At 41.2% G+C, this 18,242-nt stretch carries 11 protein-coding genes; 1 reads left to right on the forward strand and 10 read right to left on the reverse strand.

Annotated elements, in window-relative coordinates:
* Positions 1-2: 2 nt before the first annotated feature.
* From LCM11_RS10780 to LCM11_RS10825, 10 genes are all read right to left on the reverse strand, one after another.
* Positions 3-353, reverse strand: coding sequence for a phage holin family protein (locus LCM11_RS10780; RefSeq protein ID WP_224894240.1), 351 nt, complete (start codon positions 351-353; stop codon positions 3-5).
* A 31-nt stretch (positions 354-384) separates the two neighbouring features.
* Positions 385-1,422 carry a DUF4097 family beta strand repeat-containing protein gene (locus tag LCM11_RS10785; RefSeq protein ID WP_224894241.1) on the reverse strand — a complete coding sequence of 346 codons (1,038 nt, stop codon included), beginning with the start codon at positions 1,420-1,422 and terminating at the stop codon, positions 385-387.
* A 114-nt stretch (positions 1,423-1,536) separates the two neighbouring features.
* The gene (gene bshB2 / locus LCM11_RS10790) at positions 1,537-2,184 is read right to left on the reverse strand and encodes a bacillithiol biosynthesis deacetylase BshB2 (RefSeq protein ID WP_224894242.1); all 648 of its coding nucleotides are present in this window, start codon (positions 2,182-2,184) and stop codon (positions 1,537-1,539) included.
* Positions 2,177-2,548 carry a YojF family protein gene (locus LCM11_RS10795; RefSeq protein ID WP_224894243.1) on the reverse strand — a complete coding sequence of 124 codons (372 nt, stop codon included), beginning with the start codon at positions 2,546-2,548 and terminating at the stop codon, positions 2,177-2,179. The genes bshB2 and LCM11_RS10795 overlap by 8 nt, the downstream gene beginning before the upstream one ends.
* A gap of 165 nt (positions 2,549-2,713) precedes the next feature.
* Complete coding sequence (uvrA, locus tag LCM11_RS10800) at positions 2,714-5,590, reverse strand: excinuclease ABC subunit UvrA (protein WP_224894244.1); 2,877 nt, start codon at positions 5,588-5,590, stop codon at positions 2,714-2,716.
* Between the two features lie 6 nt (positions 5,591-5,596).
* Positions 5,597-7,579 (reverse strand): excinuclease ABC subunit UvrB, encoded by a 1,983-nt coding sequence (gene uvrB, locus LCM11_RS10805; RefSeq protein WP_224894245.1) that lies wholly within the window; start codon positions 7,577-7,579, stop codon positions 5,597-5,599.
* A 155-nt stretch (positions 7,580-7,734) separates the two neighbouring features.
* Positions 7,735-10,950, reverse strand: coding sequence for an ATP-binding protein (locus tag LCM11_RS10810; protein WP_224894246.1), 3,216 nt, complete (start codon positions 10,948-10,950; stop codon positions 7,735-7,737).
* Positions 10,947-11,309, reverse strand: coding sequence for a response regulator (locus LCM11_RS10815; RefSeq protein ID WP_224894247.1), 363 nt, complete (start codon positions 11,307-11,309; stop codon positions 10,947-10,949). The genes LCM11_RS10810 and LCM11_RS10815 overlap by 4 nt, the downstream gene beginning before the upstream one ends.
* Positions 11,306-12,940 (reverse strand): response regulator, encoded by a 1,635-nt coding sequence (locus tag LCM11_RS10820; RefSeq protein WP_224894248.1) that lies wholly within the window; start codon positions 12,938-12,940, stop codon positions 11,306-11,308. The genes LCM11_RS10815 and LCM11_RS10820 overlap by 4 nt, the downstream gene beginning before the upstream one ends.
* A gap of 133 nt (positions 12,941-13,073) precedes the next feature.
* Complete coding sequence (locus tag LCM11_RS10825; protein WP_224894249.1) at positions 13,074-14,657, reverse strand: peptide chain release factor 3; 1,584 nt, start codon at positions 14,655-14,657, stop codon at positions 13,074-13,076.
* Between the two features lie 345 nt (positions 14,658-15,002).
* Here LCM11_RS10825 and LCM11_RS10830 point away from each other — a divergent pair, with 345 nt between their 5' ends.
* Positions 15,003-18,200 carry a DEAD/DEAH box helicase gene (locus LCM11_RS10830; protein ID WP_224894250.1) on the forward strand — a complete coding sequence of 1,066 codons (3,198 nt, stop codon included), beginning with the start codon at positions 15,003-15,005 and terminating at the stop codon, positions 18,198-18,200.
* The last annotated feature ends 42 nt before the right edge of the window (positions 18,201-18,242 follow it).

Genomic DNA, 18,242 nt, shown 5'->3' on the forward strand with positions numbered 1-18,242 from the left:
TTCTATTTCATATCTTTAATCAGACTATTCAATATTAAATTAATGATCGAAATAATAATAGCCGCAATTATAGCCATTCCAAAACCTGCTATTTCAAATGTACTGCCTAAGAATACATCCGTTAGCCATAAGGTAATAGCATTTATGACTAAAAGAAACAGCCCCAGTGAAACTATCGTTATGGGCAGGGTTAATACAACTAGAATGGGACGGACAATCGCATTTAAGATCGACAATATTAATGCAGCCAATAAGGCGCCGCCTACACCATCAATATGAATTGACTCAAATAAAGTACCTACCGCAATAATTGCGATCGCATTTACTAAAATATGCAGCAGCCAGCTTTTCACAAAAATCACCTGCTTTCTTCTATAAGCTTATTCATTCTTGGCCGGAAGGAGAAACCGTAACCGAGCCTGTTTTTGTTTCCGCTTCTAAATGATAAATAGATTCATACTCATCAAATGCTTCAAACGTCAATTGTTTATTAACTACCTCTTTTTTATCATCCAGAATTTTATAATTATCGATCTGACAATTTAAGCTGCCAAAGTTTGAACGCAGCTTTCCATCCACTCGTTTATATTTAGGTAAAGACACTTTAATGCTTCCTGTAGTGGCTTTGTAGAAACCAGTATGGGCTTTTCCTCCAAAATGATCGACTGTGATGCTTCCACTTACAGTAGACACATCACTTTTTCCAAAGTCACCGCCCAGTGTCACAGCACCGTTCAAAGTATCCATTTCACAGGTATCAAACACACCGTCGGCGACCGTTATAGCTCCGTTACCTGTCTCTACCTTACAGGTTTCCCCACTAACACTGTTCAGCTGAATCCTTCCATTGGAAGTTTTGAGCTGATAGTAATCACTATCCATGTGATTAAAAGTAATGGTGCCGTTTGCCAATTTAGATTTAATGAAATCATATTTCTTTTTCGGAAGGGAGAGGTGAACGAACGTTTTAATTTTTTTTGAGGGACTGGCTAAACGTAAAAGCCCGTTATGAATATCAAATTGGCCATCTGCTAAGAAGTGCCTCCTGGCTTCTTCTTCCGAATCCACTTGATAAACCCGAACATGATAAGCGGCTTTTGCATAGTGCCCCTCCCAAGTGTCTACATCAAGAGAACCATTAGCAATCGAAACGTCTATATCGTTAAAATTATCAGACTCTGTTTGAGTCTCATAATTGAACTCTACATACTCACCAAACGATAGGTCAAAATCAGTGTTTTTTATTTTTTCTACAGCATCGCCGAGAAAACTCTTAATTCCATATTTCTTTTTTTCTCTTTCATCTGCTTTTGATTCACCTGCTTCCCTGTTTTCTACAGCAGCGAGAAGCTTTGCACCTTCTTCGGCTGATACATTGCCTTCTTCAATCATTTTTAAAATCTTCATGCGCTCTTCGTTCATCCCTACCATCTCCTTTTCTCATTATTAAAGCATTCCCGGCATTTGGGTTAAAAAAACCAATTAAAATACACCTTGAAAAAGACAGACGTTGTCAATTCCAAGGTGTCATAATAATTACGTAAACGAATAACGATAAAATCTTTCAGTTTTCAATCGTTCCAACTGCTCTGGCTGATTATTTAATAAACTCATCATACCATCTGCCTGAGAAAGGTGTGCTTTTATTGCTGCTAATTTACGTTCCCAGTAGGGTGTAATATCATAAATCAGCTCTGGCTCTCCAAGTTCAGCTTCATGATTGTTAGAGATGGCATGCATCCATACTTCCGGACGTTTATGCGAATCCATCTTTTTCACTGCTTCTACCGCTGCAGCACCTAGTGCGTCATGATCTGGATGGACGGCATACCCTGGATAATGGGTAATAATCAACGTGGCATTAAGTTCTTCTATCTTTTCTTGCAAATGACGGGCGACTTGCTCGATTGGTTCGAATTCTAGGGTCTTATCCCGATAGCCAAGATACTCCACGTTAATGTCCAATTGTTTCGCTGCTTCCTCCAGTTCTTTTTTACGATAGGAGGACAACGTTTCACGGTTAGCAAATACAGGGTTGCCCATATTTCTACCCATTTCTCCAAGAGTACCGCATAAGTAAGTAACCGGCACTCCTTTCTCTCTGTATTTAGCTATCGTGCCTGAAGCACCGAAAGATTCATCATCAGGGTGCGGAAAAATAACGACTACATGTTCTTTACTCATCCGGATCAGCCTCATGTGAAAATGGGGTTTCGCTAATTTCCAAAGCCACCATTAAACGTCCTTCACGATCATGACCGGCCATAAGTAAACGATTTTTATCATCAATTTCAAAATCGCTCACCCCTTCTGCGTAAATCCATCCAATATCTAATTTTAGACCTACACGATAGGAACCTCCTGTGCTGACGATTTTACCATGCTGGTATTTTACGTGGGCATTACGAATAAACGCACCAACATTATAGGCTTCCTCATCAAAGTGGCTCGCATAAGCGCCGTTAGTAGTTTCTAAATGTACATATACATCTTTGTTAGCCAAGCTGTCAATCTTTTTTTGAACTTCGGTCTGACTAATTGGTTTCACTGCGAATTCCTCCTGTCTAAACATCCTGATGACCAGAAATAATAACTAGAATATTTCTTTGCGTGCATGGTTTGCGTGGAGAAACCGCAAGAGAATCACTCTCCTCCGGTCCTCAATCTAACCTATCCACCACGATACTGAACTTGGAGGGAGGCGTCAAAACATCTACTCGCTGGCTGCTTTTTCCTTGGACTGTAATCTTTGCTCCATCCGTTTACGATCGCGTTCCAATACTGGCTTAAGATAACGGCCGGTATAAGAGGCCTTAGTTTCCGCTACTTCTTCAGGGGTACCGGTCGCAATAATTTCTCCACCTTTGTCCCCGCCTTCAGGGCCTAGATCTAGTATATAATCCGCCTCTTTGATTACATCAAGGTCATGTTCAATAATCAATACGCTGTCCCCATTATCGACAAGCCGCTGAAGTACTTTTAAGAGACGGGAAATATCATCCACATGCAGACCTGTAGTAGGTTCATCAAGAATGTAAAAGGACTTCCCATTCGAACGCCGGTGAAGTTCACTGGCCAGCTTCACACGTTGCGCTTCTCCCCCGGAAAGAGTTGTGGCCGGTTGTCCGAGTTTAATGTATTCCAGACCTACATCGGCTACTGTCTGCAATTTCCGTTTAATCTTTGGAATGTTATTAAAGAAATCCAGAGCTTCTTCAATCGTCATAGCTAATACATCTGCGATACTTTTTCCTTTATATTTTACCTCTAGAGTTTCCCGGTTATAGCGCTTGCCATCACATACTTCACAAGGAACATAAACGTCAGGCAGGAAATGCATTTCAATTTTAATAATTCCATCCCCGCGACAGGCTTCACAACGCCCGCCTTTCACATTAAAACTAAAACGGCCTTTTTTATATCCTCGGATTTTCGCTTCATTCGTTTGAGCAAATACATCACGAATATTATCGAATACTCCAGTATAAGTCGCCGGGTTTGAACGAGGGGTACGGCCAATTGGTGATTGGTCTATATCGATCACTTTCTCTAAATGTTCCATACCTTCTATTGTTTTATGCTTGCCTGGTTTTTCTTTGCCTCTATGCAATTTCATGGAAAGCGATTTATAAAGAATTTCATTTATAAGTGTACTTTTACCAGACCCTGACACACCCGTCACAGCTGTAAATAGTCCCAATGGAATTTGTGCATTCACATTTTTTAAGTTATTTTCCTCTGCACCTTTAATTTTCAGGAAACGCTCATCGGGTGATCTTCTCTCAGAAGGAAGTGGAATGAATTTTTTTCCGGAGAGATACTGACCAGTTAATGACTTGCCACTTTTCATTACTTGCTTAGGTGTACCCTGTGAGACGATCTGCCCGCCGTGAGCACCAGCTCCTGGACCGATATCAATTAAATAATCAGCTGCGAGCATTGTATCTTCATCATGCTCTACTACAATTAGAGTATTATCCAGATCCCTCATACGCTTCAACGTATTGATTAACCGATCGTTGTCACGCTGGTGAAGTCCAATAGAAGGCTCATCCAGTACGTAAAGCACACCGGTTAGAGCAGATCCAATCTGCGTTGCCAGTCTGATACGCTGAGCTTCGCCTCCTGATAGAGTCCCGGCAGAACGGGACAAGGTTAGATAATCCAGCCCTACGTTCGCGAGGAAACTTAATCTTTCACAGATTTCTTTTAAGATCATACGGGCAATTGTTTCCTCTTTTTCAGTCAATTCAAGTCCTTCAAAGAATTCCTTTGCTTCGGTTACGGAATAATCAGTGGTTTGACCAATATGTTTTCCGTTGATTAATACAGCCAGGGCTTCTTCATTCAAGCGGTTGCCTTTACACTTAGGACAGGGTTTTTGAGCCATATATTTTTCCATTTGCTCACGGATAAAATCCGAACTCGTTTCACGATATCGACGAGAAATATTGGGAATAACACCTTCAAAGAAAATTTCATTTTCCCGCACTTTTCCGAAATCATTTTCATAACGGAAGTATACTTTTTCATCGCCGCTCCCATATAAGATTCGCTCCATATGTTCCTTCGGTAAATCCTGAATAGGTACATCCATATCTATTCCATAATGATCTGCAACACTTTTCAGAAGTTGAGGATAATACTGGGAACTAGTTGGTTCCCACGCAGCAATGGCATGCTCTTTCAAGGAACGAGACCAGTCGGGTATAACCAGATCAATATCTACTTCTAACTGCGTTCCGAGACCATCACACCGGTTACAAGCACCGTATGGACTGTTGAAAGAGAACATTCTCGGCTCCAGTTCACTTACAGAAAATCCGCAGATTGGGCAGGCATGATGTTCAGAGAAAGACAATTCTTCCTCTCCTATAACATCTACAAGGGTATGTCCCCCGCCTAATTTTAAGGCCGTTTCAATTGAATCGGATAGCCGGCCCTCGACTCCTTCTTTAACCACAATCCGGTCCACAACTACTTCAATTGAGTGCTTTTTATTTTTATTTAAATTTATTTCCTCGGAAATCTCACGCATTTCTCCATCTACTCGCAGACGAACGTACCCTTCTTTCTGCAATTGTTCAAATACTTTGGCGTGCTCGCCTTTCCGTCCTGAGACCACTGGGGAAAGAATTTGCATTTTTGTTCTTTCTGGATACTCCATAATTTGATCAACCATCTGCTGTACGGTCTGGGAATTAATTTCAATTCCATGTTTTGGACAAGTAGGGCGTCCTACCCGTGCGAACAGCAGACGTAGATAGTCATAAATTTCAGTTACCGTCCCCACTGTTGACCTGGGGTTACGACTAGTGGTTTTCTGATCAATCGAAATGGCTGGAGAAAGACCTTCTATGGAGTCCACATCCGGTTTATCCATTTGTCCTAAGAATTGCCGCGCATAGGCACTTAGAGACTCGACATAACGTCGCTGCCCTTCCGCGTAGATGGTGTCAAACGCTAAAGAAGACTTTCCGGAACCGGACAACCCTGTCATAACGACCAGTTTATTCTTAGGAATATCAATATCGATCCCTTTCAGATTGTGGGCCCGGGCTCCTTTAACACTAATATGCTTGCTAGCCATACTTCCTCATCCCTCCGCTTTTAATTCCAATAAAATATCACGTAATTCAGCCGCTCTTTCGAAGTCTAAATCTCGAGCCGCCTGCTTCATTTCTGTTTCCATATTGTCAATCGTTTCCTGACGTTCTTTCTTCGTCATTTCAGAAGGGCGTTTCATACCGCTGTCGTAAGAACCTTCTTCTTCGGAAACGGCTGTTGCTTTAATAACATCGCGCACTTCTTTGTGTATTGTTTTCGGGGTAACCCCGTGTTCTTCATTATAAGCAATTTGCTTTTCACGACGCCTGTATGTTTCATCAATTGCAAACTGCATCGACTTCGTAATTTTATCCGCATACATGATGACGCGACCGTTTTCGTTACGTGCCGCTCTTCCAATTGTTTGAATCAGGGAACGATCCGACCTCAAGAACCCTTCTTTATCGGCATCCAGAATAGTAACTAAAGAAACCTCCGGGATGTCAAGACCTTCTCTCAGCAGGTTAATACCGATAATTACATCGTATTTTCCTACTCGCAGATCGCGGATAACTTCTATTCTTTCCAATGTTTTTATTTCAGAGTGCAAGTAAGCTACTTTAATACCAAGTTCTTTCAGGTAATCCGTAAGGTCTTCAGACATTTTCTTCGTTAAAGTGGTTACAAGTACACGTTCATTCCTTTCGGCGCGCTTATTAATTTCGCCTACAAGGTCATCGATTTGACCATGAATCGGGCGCACATCTATTTCAGGATCAAGCAGTCCCGTAGGTCTGATAATCTGTTCGATAACTTTTGGTGTATGTTCCAATTCATAGGGTCCTGGAGTAGCAGATACATACGTAATTTGATTGATATGTTTTTCAAACTCAGGAAACTTCAGCGGCCGGTTGTCAAGTGCTGAAGGAAGGCGAAAGCCGTGATCAACTAAAACTTGTTTACGCGCCTGGTCCCCATTGTACATACCCCGTACTTGAGGTAGTGTAACGTGCGACTCATCCGCCATAATCATAAAATCATCCGGGAAGTAGTCCAGCAGTGTGTATGGAGTTGCCCCCGGCTCACGAAACGTTAGATGACGTGAATAGTTTTCGATTCCTGAACAAAAGCCCATTTCATTCATCATTTCCAAATCATAATTCGTCCGCTGCTCTAAACGCTGAGCTTCAAGCAGCTTATTTTGTTCACGTAATTCTTTAACGCGCTCAATCATTTCCTGCTCTATATTTACAATTGCTTTTTTAAGTTTGGACTCTCGCGTTACGAAGTGGGAAGCTGGGAAAATCGCTACATGCTCACGGTCGCCCATAACTTCTCCAGTCAGGACATCAATTTCGCGGATCCGATCGATTTCATCACCAAAAAACTCAACTCGTATAGCATGTTCTTCACGGGAAGCCGGTATGATTTCAACAGAATCCCCGCGTACACGGAACGTCCCCCTCTGAAAATCAATATCGTTGCGGGCATATTGAATGTCTACAAGATTACGTAATAATTCGTCACGGTCCTTTTCCATTCCTGAACGGATTGATAGTACCTGGCTGCGATATTCGTCTGGAGAACCTAAACCGTAAATACACGATACACTGGCCACAATAATAACGTCGTTTCGTTCAAACAAAGCTGAAGTTGCCGAGTGTCTCAGCTTATCAATCTCATCGTTTATACTCGCGTCTTTTTCTATAAATGTGTCAGAGGAAGGCACATAAGCCTCCGGCTGATAATAGTCATAGTAGCTGACGAAATATTCGACAGCGTTATTTGGAAAGAATTCTTTAAACTCGCTGTACAGCTGGCCAGCCAGCGTTTTATTGTGGGCAATGATCAATGTAGGTTTATTAACTTCCTGAATCACGTTGGACATGGTGAACGTTTTACCTGTCCCTGTCGCCCCCAAAAGAGTCTGATGTCTTTCACCACGATTTATTCCATCAACAAGCTCTTGAATGGCTCGCGGCTGATCTCCCTGCGGGGAATATTGTGAAACCAATTCGAATTTATTCTCCATGACGAAAACCTCCGTTCTTAACTAGTCATCATTAGTTTACCACATTAGTTTATCATTCTAACATTAAACGAACAAACATTCGGTACTAAGCAGGTCCGTACTTTTCCAGTTATTAAAAAACCCCGGGAAATCTTTATTCCCCAGGATTTTCATAGTTATTCTTCTTTAGCAACAAGAATCTGACCAGTCTTACCTTCATGTAGAAGGGTCTTCATGATAATGGTTGAAAGTTTTCTTAATGGGTAGGGTTTGACCAGATATTCTTCCACTTCGATATTAGGGACTCCCGAGTGACTGAGCGCACTTGAGATAAATATAGGAATGTCAGACAGATGGTCATAGTTCTTAATAGCTCGTATAATATCCCACCCAGAGACTTGATCAGCTAATGTTAAATCAACGATAAACACATCAGGCTTCATTTTTTCCAATTCATTAAGGGCTGATCGACCTTCATTGAAATGAGAAACTTTAATACCTGCGTCACCTAATTCATCCTTTATAAGCTGAGATAAGTTAATATCATCTTCGATAAGGATTACATGCGGAACTTTTTCAACCGGACCATCTTCATTTTTTAACGGTTCATGTAAAGGAAAGGTAATGGAAAACACGCTGCCTGTTCCCTGTTCTGAGAGTACAGAGATACGCCCATTATGAATTTCTGCAATTTCCTTACTGATAGCAAGGCCAAGCCCCGTACCGCCGACTTTACGCTGACTTGAGTTATCCACTCTATGGAACTTAGTAAACAGCTTCGTAATTTCGTGTTCCGGAATGCCTAGACCTTCATCCGCCACATGCACGTACACGTTAGACTGATCGTTATTTATAGCGACTACCACTTCTCCTCCATCCGGAGAAAACTTAATGGCATTCCCTATGATGTTATTCATCAACTGTATAATCTTCTCACGATCCGCGTGGATCTTTGAAGTTAATGTCTGATCGGTGAACACCATCCGGTGGTCTGTATGAGTGATACGGAAGTTCTCTACCACTTCTTCGACCAGGCTTCCCAGTTCTACCACTTCTTTATTGAAAGAAGACTTTCCTGACTCCATCCGCTGCAGATCCAGAAAATCATTGATAAGGTTTGTCAGCCGCTTTGCTTCCCCGTGAATGGTGTTTAGATATTTTTTTCGACGTTTTTCCGGGAGATCACGGTGAATCATTAATTCCGTATATCCAAGTACACTCGCCAGTGGAGTTCTTAATTCATGACTCACTGTACTAACCAGATTTGTCTTCATCTGGTTGACTTCAAATTCCGAAGTAATATCACGGAATACAAACAAAGTACCTTCTTTTTCATGCTGGTGATAAATTGGCTCCGCATAGACCTCAATTATACGAGACTCCTCTTCAGCGCCTACCTCTATTCTCACACTGCTCCTTGAATGTTCGTTAGTGAATACCATTGCTCTGCAAAAGGCTGTAAAGCTATCCGCGTCAGAAATGTACGAGGCTATTTGATGCATCCAATCTTCAAACTCCACCTTTAACCAGGTCTGTTGGTCCATGTATGGAAGGCCAAGGAACGCCAGCCAGTTTTGATTGTATTGCACAAGCTTTCCAGCTTCATCTACAAACAGGATTCCTTCATTGATATTATCAATAATATCCTGATTCAATTGACGGTTAATTTCTGATTGTTCATAAGAATCAATTCTTTCGATGTATAATGAAACCCGCTGTAAAATGGCATTAATTCCATTAATCTCTTCCTTTTCATAAGAAGCTCCTATCCTTGTAGCTACAAAGAATGCCTCCAGTTTATTTCTGGAATTAAATACAGGTACATAAAGATCATAACTTTTACTAGATTCATTAAAATAACCCTTTTCATAGCTCGTCATTTTGCGATCCCTGATGTAGGGAATGCGTTGAGTTCGTAACCGCTCTACCACATGAGCGAAAGAGGTTATCATATCGTCTTTCAAATCTTCCTCTCTTAGACCGATTTTCGCGTACCCGCCAGAATTAAGCAGCATAAAGAGGCCATGGTCGAAAGGATATAAAATAGAGAGCTGGTAAATGACCTGATCCAGCAAAGACTGCTTATCCATGGTGGTTGAAAGCGTCTGGTTCATAGAATTTAATTTTTCCACTGTACTTCTTGCTTTCTCTGTCTCTCTTAAAGAATCTTTTAACCGCTGTTGGGCCTGTTTAATATCTGTAATATCTTTTTGAATGACAATAAATTGTTCGACTCTGCCATCTTCATTTATGTAAGGAACTACAGTGGTGTTTGTGTAAAAAAAACCTCCACCTTTACGATTACACCTAACTTCTCCTTTCCATACCTTTCCATGTTCTACTCCAGAGAAGGCCTTCTTTACATCCGTATGATTATAAGACTCTTCTGTTAGGCTTAAGAAATGACGCCCTTCCAACTCACTTTCCGTATAATCCGATGCTTCTGCTAATTTTCCGTTACAGGTTTGTATCCATCCATCTTCGTCCAATATAGCGACAATGGATGACTCATTTAAAGCCAGGTCCTTGTTTCGTAAATTATTTACATAGGATTCAAGCATTTCCTGTTGAGCCAATAGTTCTTCATTTTGAGCAGAAAGGTTGTCTTCCCTTTCTCTAATTTCTTTGGCCATATATTGAAAGGAACGCGTTAATGTACCAATTTCGTCTTTTCGCTTACTCGAAGGGAACTCATCATAATTACTTCCTGCTGCTAATGCTTCCGATGCTATCGAAAGTTCAGAAAGAGGGCGTCCTATTCCCCGGCTCAACGTTCTTGAAGCAAGTGAAAGGATGAAAACGACAAGTATCATCAGGGCAAAAAGCAAGTAAGAAATCAGGTCCATCCGCTCAAGGAAGTTATCATTTTCTGAGGTTAATGATTGTTGAGCTTCATTCGATATATCTTCAAGAGTTTGGATAATTTCGTTAATTTGCTCGGTTGTATTTGCGAGACTGAGCTGTCGTATTTCTTCAATATCCCCATTTTCTAAAGCCATCTGTACTTTGGGGATTAGACTTTCCCAGTAGTATTCCAAAAACAGGTTAAGATCAGAAAAAAGTTCGATTCGTCCACTAGACCACTGCATTTCCTGAGCTTTCACTAAATATCCATCAAGGTTTTCCCTTGCCTGTTTTGCCTGGAACAATTCATTATTATTATTGAATGCTATGTATCCACGAGTTCGAAAAACCATGGTCTGATACTCTTCTTTAATATTGCGTAATACGTTACGCTTATCAACTAGCTCAGCTGTCAACGTCTCATGCTCTCTCTTGTTGGAGTATTGTAAATAAAAAAGAAAAGATGTAGCTAGACAGGTGGCAGTCACTACCACCAGCATAACGATGAAGAATTTTCTTCGAATCGATCTTCGAAAATAATCCATCATGTCAGGATTTCCTCTACTAATTGAATTAATTCAATTGGACTGAAAGGCTTCCCCATAAAATACTGAATGCCTGCGTTCTTGGACATCTCCACATCAGACTCCTGAGTTTTAGCGGTTAACATAATGATAGGTGGTCGATTTTTACAACCTTGATTTATCTTTTCGGCTACTTCAATCCCGTTCAACCCTGGCATCATGTAATCGAGAATAACCAAGTCCAGCGTTTCGAGCTGCAGAATCTCCCACGCCGCTTTCCCATTTTCAGCTTCTTTTATGATATACCCTTCGTCTTCTAGTGTATCTGAGATGAGCATTCTGAGTACCTCTTCATCATCAGCTACTAAAATTCGTTTGTTCATCTTTTACCTCCCTTATGGCGTTGAATCAGCCTGCGGATACGTGCGACTAACTCATCTGTGCTGAAAGGCTTTGTCATATAATCATCCGCACCAATATTTAAAGCCTGTATAATATCCTTACCTTTCTGTCTTCCCGTAAGCATAATAACTACAGTTTCCTGATCATAAGCTCTTATCTGCGATAATACCTCCAGTCCATCCATCCCCGGAAGCACCCCATCAAGAAGGACAACATGTTTATATTTGTCTTCATGATCATCTTTCAAAAAACTTTCTCCGTCCTTATATGCTTGAACTTCCACAGAATGATCAAAGTAATTTAACGTTTGAAGCCGGTCCGACAGTATCTCTCGAATGATAGAATCGTCATCAACAACTGATATATGGACTAGTTTGTCTGCGTTCGAATTAGGGATATCCTGAGTTGGCTCATATATAGTGACGGTGCCCTTACCAGAACGCTTCCCCCTGTACAAAGCCAAGTCAGCTTGCACAATTAGATCTTCCATTTTTAAACCAGATTTGTTCATCTCTGTTAATCCTGCTGTAAAGCTTAAAGAGAACTCATAGTTCTTATAGGTATGAACAATCGACTTAAATTCTTCTAACATATTTGAGAGTCGCCTTTTAGCCTGTATTCTGCTTATGAGAGGCATGACTACAATAAACTCTTCGCCTCCATACCGAATCACACTGTCTTCAGGGCGGGTAGATGCATGTAATACTTCAGACAGCTGGATTAATACCTTATCCCCTACCATGTGTCCATAGCTGTCATTTACATTTTTAAAATCATCTAAATCAAGTATGGCGAGGCAAAATGTTTCCTCATTTCTTTGGAAGTTTCGCTTCTTCCTATCCAGTAAATCCTGGAGATAAGTTCTGTTATAGGCTTTAGTCAATTTATCGGTCGTTATTTGTTTTTTTAAAGATCGTACATGTAAAAGCCTGTTTCGAATGAGAGTAGTAAAGACTTCAAAATCAATAGGCTTTGGGATAAAATCGAGAGCTGAAGTTTCATACACTTTTTTTGCTAACTCGGGAGAACCATCCTCGCTGATGATCATGACAGGAGTTAAAATACTTGTGGCCTGCGTACTAATTTCTTCCAATATTTCTAAGCCATTTTTGTTCTCTAAGTAAAAATCAATCACGACTAAATCCGGCGTTTCATCATAAAACAGATGCAGTGCCCTTTCCTCTGTGGCAGCGATCAGGATATTGTAGCCATGACTCTCCAAGTTGTTGCGAAAATGATGCAGGAAATCTAAATTATTTTCTAAAATTAAAATTGTAGGCTGTTTTTCCTCTCTCTGAAAGACAGGCAGCTCCTGCTCCTTCCTGGGGAATTCTAATTCCTTATTCAAAGCAGCATGGAGAAAAACCGGCTGTAATAATTCCGACCATGAACCTTCCTGCCAGCTTGCTGTAGATACTGGGTTGACGTGATCCATTACTTTATCAGCTTCCGATGATAATTCCGGGAGTTGTATAGAAGCAGCTGTCCCTTTTACGGAGTGAAGAAATTGGTAGATCTCTTTTTCTTCCACGTAAGGAAGTTCCTGCCATTTTTCAATTTTTTTAGACACGTTTGTTAAGAATAATTTCTGATATTTTTCAAAGGATTGCACATTTCCACTCCTAGTAAAATCAATCGCTTTTTATCGATCGGTCTAATGTTCATTATAATAGATTTTTGAAAACAATGGGTATAATTTCCTGTAAAAAAACCACTACAAATGTTCTGTAGTGGTTTTCTTATTTCTATTCGAATGTCTGATTATACTGGTTCACTTCAAAAAGATCGGTCAATTCTATATCAGGGTGTTTATCCTCAAACCAGCGGAGTGAGAAATCATTCTTAAATAGAACTAACGGATTGCCTTCCCGATCTTCGACTAGCATATTCCGCTCATCAAATAAAGATTCATCAACCTGGTCTTCGCGCAGCCAGCGCGGAATGCGCTCACCGACCGAAGTCAGTTCTATTTCCACGTTGTACTCATTCTTCATACGATACTCGAAAACTTCATACTGAAGCTCGCCGACAGCTCCAATGATATAGTCTTCAAATCGATACCGCTTGAACAACTGAATGGCTCCCTCTTGCACAAGCTGTTCCAATCCTTTTCTGAATTGTTTGGACTTCATTACGTTCTTAGCTGTTACTTTCTTGAACAGTTCAGGCGGAAACTGAGGTAATTCATCGTATTCAAAATTCGATTTTCCTGTAACGATGGTGTCCCCAATACGATACACATTGGGATCATAGATTCCGATAATATCGCCGGCATAGCCTTCTTCCACTGTTCCACGTGAAGAAGCCACAAATTGCTGGGATTGTGCCAGCTTAAAAGACTTCCCTGTACGGGATAAGGTTACGTTCATCCCTCGTTCAAATTTACCTGAGCAAACTCTTACAAAGGCTATCCGGTCTCTGTGCTGTGGATTCATATTCGCCTGGATTTTGAAAATAAATCCAGAGAATTCTTCATGATCCGGTGAGACAATTCCTTCTGTTGACTTCCTTGGCGCAGGTTCCGGAGCCATCTCAATGAACGAATTAAAGAATGTTTCCACACCGAAGGGTGCGAGGGCGCTTCCGAAGAACACTGGGGTCTGGTCCCCTCTCATGACTTTATCCATATCAAAGCCATCTCCTGCTTCATCAACAAGCAGCATTTCTTCTTCCGCTTCTTGGAAGGTAGCATTTTCAGAAAGCTCTGGATGTTGATCCAGTTGATCATAAGGAATATAGGATTCTTCTTCGTTACCGGTATAATGTACAAATTGTTCGTTGTTCCGGTCGAATACCCCAAGGAATCGTTTACCCATACCCGCCGGCCAGGTCATTGGATAAGTCTCGATATTTAATGTTTCTTCAATTTCCTCCATTAACTCAAAAGGCTCACGACCCTCACGGTCCATTTTATTAATAAACGTGAAAATCGGAATGCCCCTCATTTTACATACTTTAAATAATTTTAGTGTTTGGGCTTCAATTCCTTTGGTTCCATCGATTACCATAACTACACTGTCAACAGCAGTCAGGGTACGATACGTATCTTCACTGAAATCTTCGTGCCCTGGTGTATCAAGTATATTAACCTGGTAGCCTTTGTAAGGAAAATTCATTACACTGGAAGTAACGGAAATTCCTCTCTGCTTCTCAATCTCCATCCAGTCAGAGGTAGCGAATTTTCCTGACTTTTTACCTTTCACTGTACCAGCCGAACGAATGAGATTACCGAATAACAGCATTTTCTCAGTCATGGTCGTTTTCCCAGCGTCAGGGTGGGATATAATAGCAAACGTACGGCGTTTTTTCATTTCGTCTTGAATATTCATCGTCATATCCTCCATATTATTATTCATTCGGGTGACTTACGTAAGGTAGGATATACGTATCACATTGGCCGATTCACTCCATAAAAAAACCGCTCACTCGATTGAGCAGTAATCTCGAATTTATAAAACTCATACTTTGAAAGTTAGCACAACCATGCATTAAAATCAATCAAGAATCAATGAGATCCCCTATTTTCGCTTGCATAAATTCCCACCTCAGGTCATCCATATCCTGGAAGACCTGAGGTGGGAATTTATGGGGGACCCGAGGTAACAGATATAGTCAATTATCATCTGGTCAAACCTGTTATAATAGAGGAAATACTGATAGTAAGGATGCCATTTATGCAATCGTACTTATTACAACCAAGTGATATCAAGAAAATAACCGGCCACACTTTTTATAAACGTGGTAAACAATATTATGAATCAAAGAAAGTCTATGGACTTTCATATAATGGAGCTATTCGCTCCTGGAGAGCGGTCGTTGCAGGGACGCACGATTACGAAGTGCGTGTTTTCTTTTTTGAAGAGGATGATGTCGAAGCCACCTGCGAATGTGAAGCTTATAATAATTACTATACCTGTAAACATATCGCTGCCGTCTTAATAGCTATCCGTGAACGCGCCCTGGAAGAACTAGGGCCCAAACTGGCCGTAAAGGGTCGCCAGGCGAAGAAAGAAACCAACCATGATCGCCTGTTTGCCATGCGTTTATTTGAAACTTTCCGACAGCGCCAGGAAAACCGACAGGCAGATGGTATGAAGAAGCCCATTCAAATTCAATACTTCCTTCATCTACATTCTATGCTAGGGACAAAGAGTTTAAGTGTTGAATTAAAGTTTGGAGAAGGCTATCCATATGTTATAAAAGACATTCGTGAGCTACTTGAGCATATTCAGAAAGATCAGCCTTACAAAATATCCAAAAAGTTCACATTCGACCCAGCCGAGCACGTTTTCGAAGAAAAAGATAAGGAGATCCTGTCTCTATTACAGCAAGCCTATGAGCAAGAACGTTTTTACGAGCAACAATGGACACAAAATGATAAAAAAACGCTGCGTATCTCTCCGGTGCTGGCTCAAAACCTACTGCCCAGGCTTGAGGAGCAGCAAGCACAAGTGTCTGTTAAAGGCGAGCTTACTGGTCCTCTGCGCTATAAAACGGAATTCCCTGAGCTCTCTTTTTATATATCGGAAGAGCGCGGTCATTTTCATATGCATATGAACCATTTGAAGAACTATGATTATTTAGCTGAATATCATCTTCTTTACAAGGAAGGTACGTTCTATGCGCTCGATCCACAAAAAGAGGAAGTGCTCGGAACGCTATACACTCTTCTTCCTTATAATTCGAATGGAAACCATACCGTGAGTCACTCTGATATGGAAGGCATTGTTTCTTATGTACTTCCGGAGCTTGAGACCATCGCCGAAGTACAGCTGGATCAAACAGCACAGAAAAAAATCAGTCAGCATCCGCTGCATGCAGAAGTTTACTTGGATTTCTTCCAGTGGACACTGACGATTAATGTCCGTTTCCGCTATGGAGACCTGATAATTGATCCTTTTAAACAGAATGCTGCTCCCAACCAGACCATTGTTCAGCGTAACAGTACAATAGAACAGTCCATCATACAAATTATTGAATCTGCCGAATTTAAATTTGATGGAGAAATCGTTTATATTGAAGAAGAAGAAGCCCTTGACACTTTCTTTTCCGAGTACTTACAAAAATTGAAAGAGTATGCTGAGGTTTATCTATCTTCTTCTGTCCGCTCCCTGCTTGCCGAACAGGATCATGAGCTCAAACCATCTGTTCAAATGGAAAGTGATGGAAGCTGGCTCGACATCAGTTTCGGTATTGATGGAATAAGTTCAGAGGACGTAAGCGCTGCAATGAAAGCAGCGATTGAGCGCAAAAAATATTATCGCCTCTCTGATGGAAGTTTGCTTTCATTGACCACAGAATCCTTTGAGCGTTTTCAGAGGTTGGCGGACGAACTCGATATCTCAGCAAAGGATATTGACAGCAGTGAGCTGCATGTTTCCCAGGCACGTTCACTGCAAGTTGATGATGTATTGCAGCCGGAAGAATCAGAGAGAGATCAAAAATTTACTAAACTTGTAGAGCGTCTTCAGTCTCCAGAAACATTTAATTTAAATAAACCAGCAGGTTTACAAGCAGATCTACGTCCTTATCAGATGACTGGATTCCGTTGGATGAAAACCCTTGCTACCTATGGATTAGGCGGGATTCTTGCAGATGATATGGGGCTAGGTAAAACCATTCAAGCTATTACTTTTCTTCTTCATGAAAAAGAAGAGGGCGCACTAAATGCACCCGTCTTAATTATTACACCAGCTTCACTCGTTTATAATTGGAAAAAGGAACTCGAAAAGTTTGCACCAGAATTGTCCGTCCAGATCATATCGGGAGATCCAATCGCTCGTCAGCAGTTGATTACAGAGGGATCAGCAGACGTTTGGATTACCTCCTATCCTCTGCTTCGTCAAGATACGAAGTTTTATGAATCGACTCAATTTCACGCTATGATTCTGGACGAATCACAAGCTATAAAAAATGATACAACCAAGACTGCTTCAGCGGTTCGAACGATTCGCTCCAGGCATCGTTTTGCTTTAAGTGGTACACCTATTGAAAATTCACTTCAGGAGCTCTGGTCGATTTTCAGAGCTATTATGCCTGGATTTTACACAAGTAAGAAGAAATTCATGCAGATGAAGCCGGAGAAAATTGCCCGCATGACCCGCCCCTTTATACTCCGGCGCATGAAAACCGAAGTCCTGGATGAACTTCCGGATAAAATTGACACGGTACAGTATTCAGAACTTACCCGCGAACAAAAAGAGGTATATCTGGCCTATTTAGAACGTATTCAAAACGATATTCAGGAAACCATTGCTACAAAAGGAATTCAGCGAGGAAAAATTGAAATCCTTGCCGGTCTCACACGCTTGAGACAAATTTGCTGTCACCCTTCTCTTTTCCTTGAGAATTACGAAGGCGGGTCCGGTAAATTGGACCAACTGAAAGAGCTGGCTCACGAAATGAAAGAAAGCGGACACCGCTTACTCATTTTTTCCCAATTTTCCAGTATGCTGACGTTATTGCATAACGAACTCTCTAACGATGGTATTGACGGATTCTATTTAGACGGAAGTACGAAAGCTGACAAACGAATGGAGATGGTGGATCAGTTCAACCAGGGAGAAAAAGATGCCTTCTTTATCTCCTTGAAAGCCGGAGGAACAGGCTTGAACCTGACTGGTGCGGATACTGTAATTTTATATGATTTATGGTGGAACCCGGCGATTGAAGAACAAGCTGCAGGCCGGGCTCATCGAATTGGGCAGGAAAGAGTTGTACAAGTAATCCGTATGATTTCTGAAGGCACCATTGAAGAACGCATTTACCAATTGCAGCAAAAGAAACGAGATCTCGTTGACCAAATCATTCAGCCAGGAGAGTCGATGCTCACCTCATTAAGTGAAGAGGAGATTCAAGAACTATTTAAGTAATAAAACCCTGACTCTAAAATAGCTAATCAATTCCACAACCAA

The organism is Halobacillus halophilus, from assembly GCF_020171985.1.
GTDB lineage: Bacteria > Bacillota > Bacilli > Bacillales > Halobacillaceae > Halobacillus > Halobacillus halophilus_A.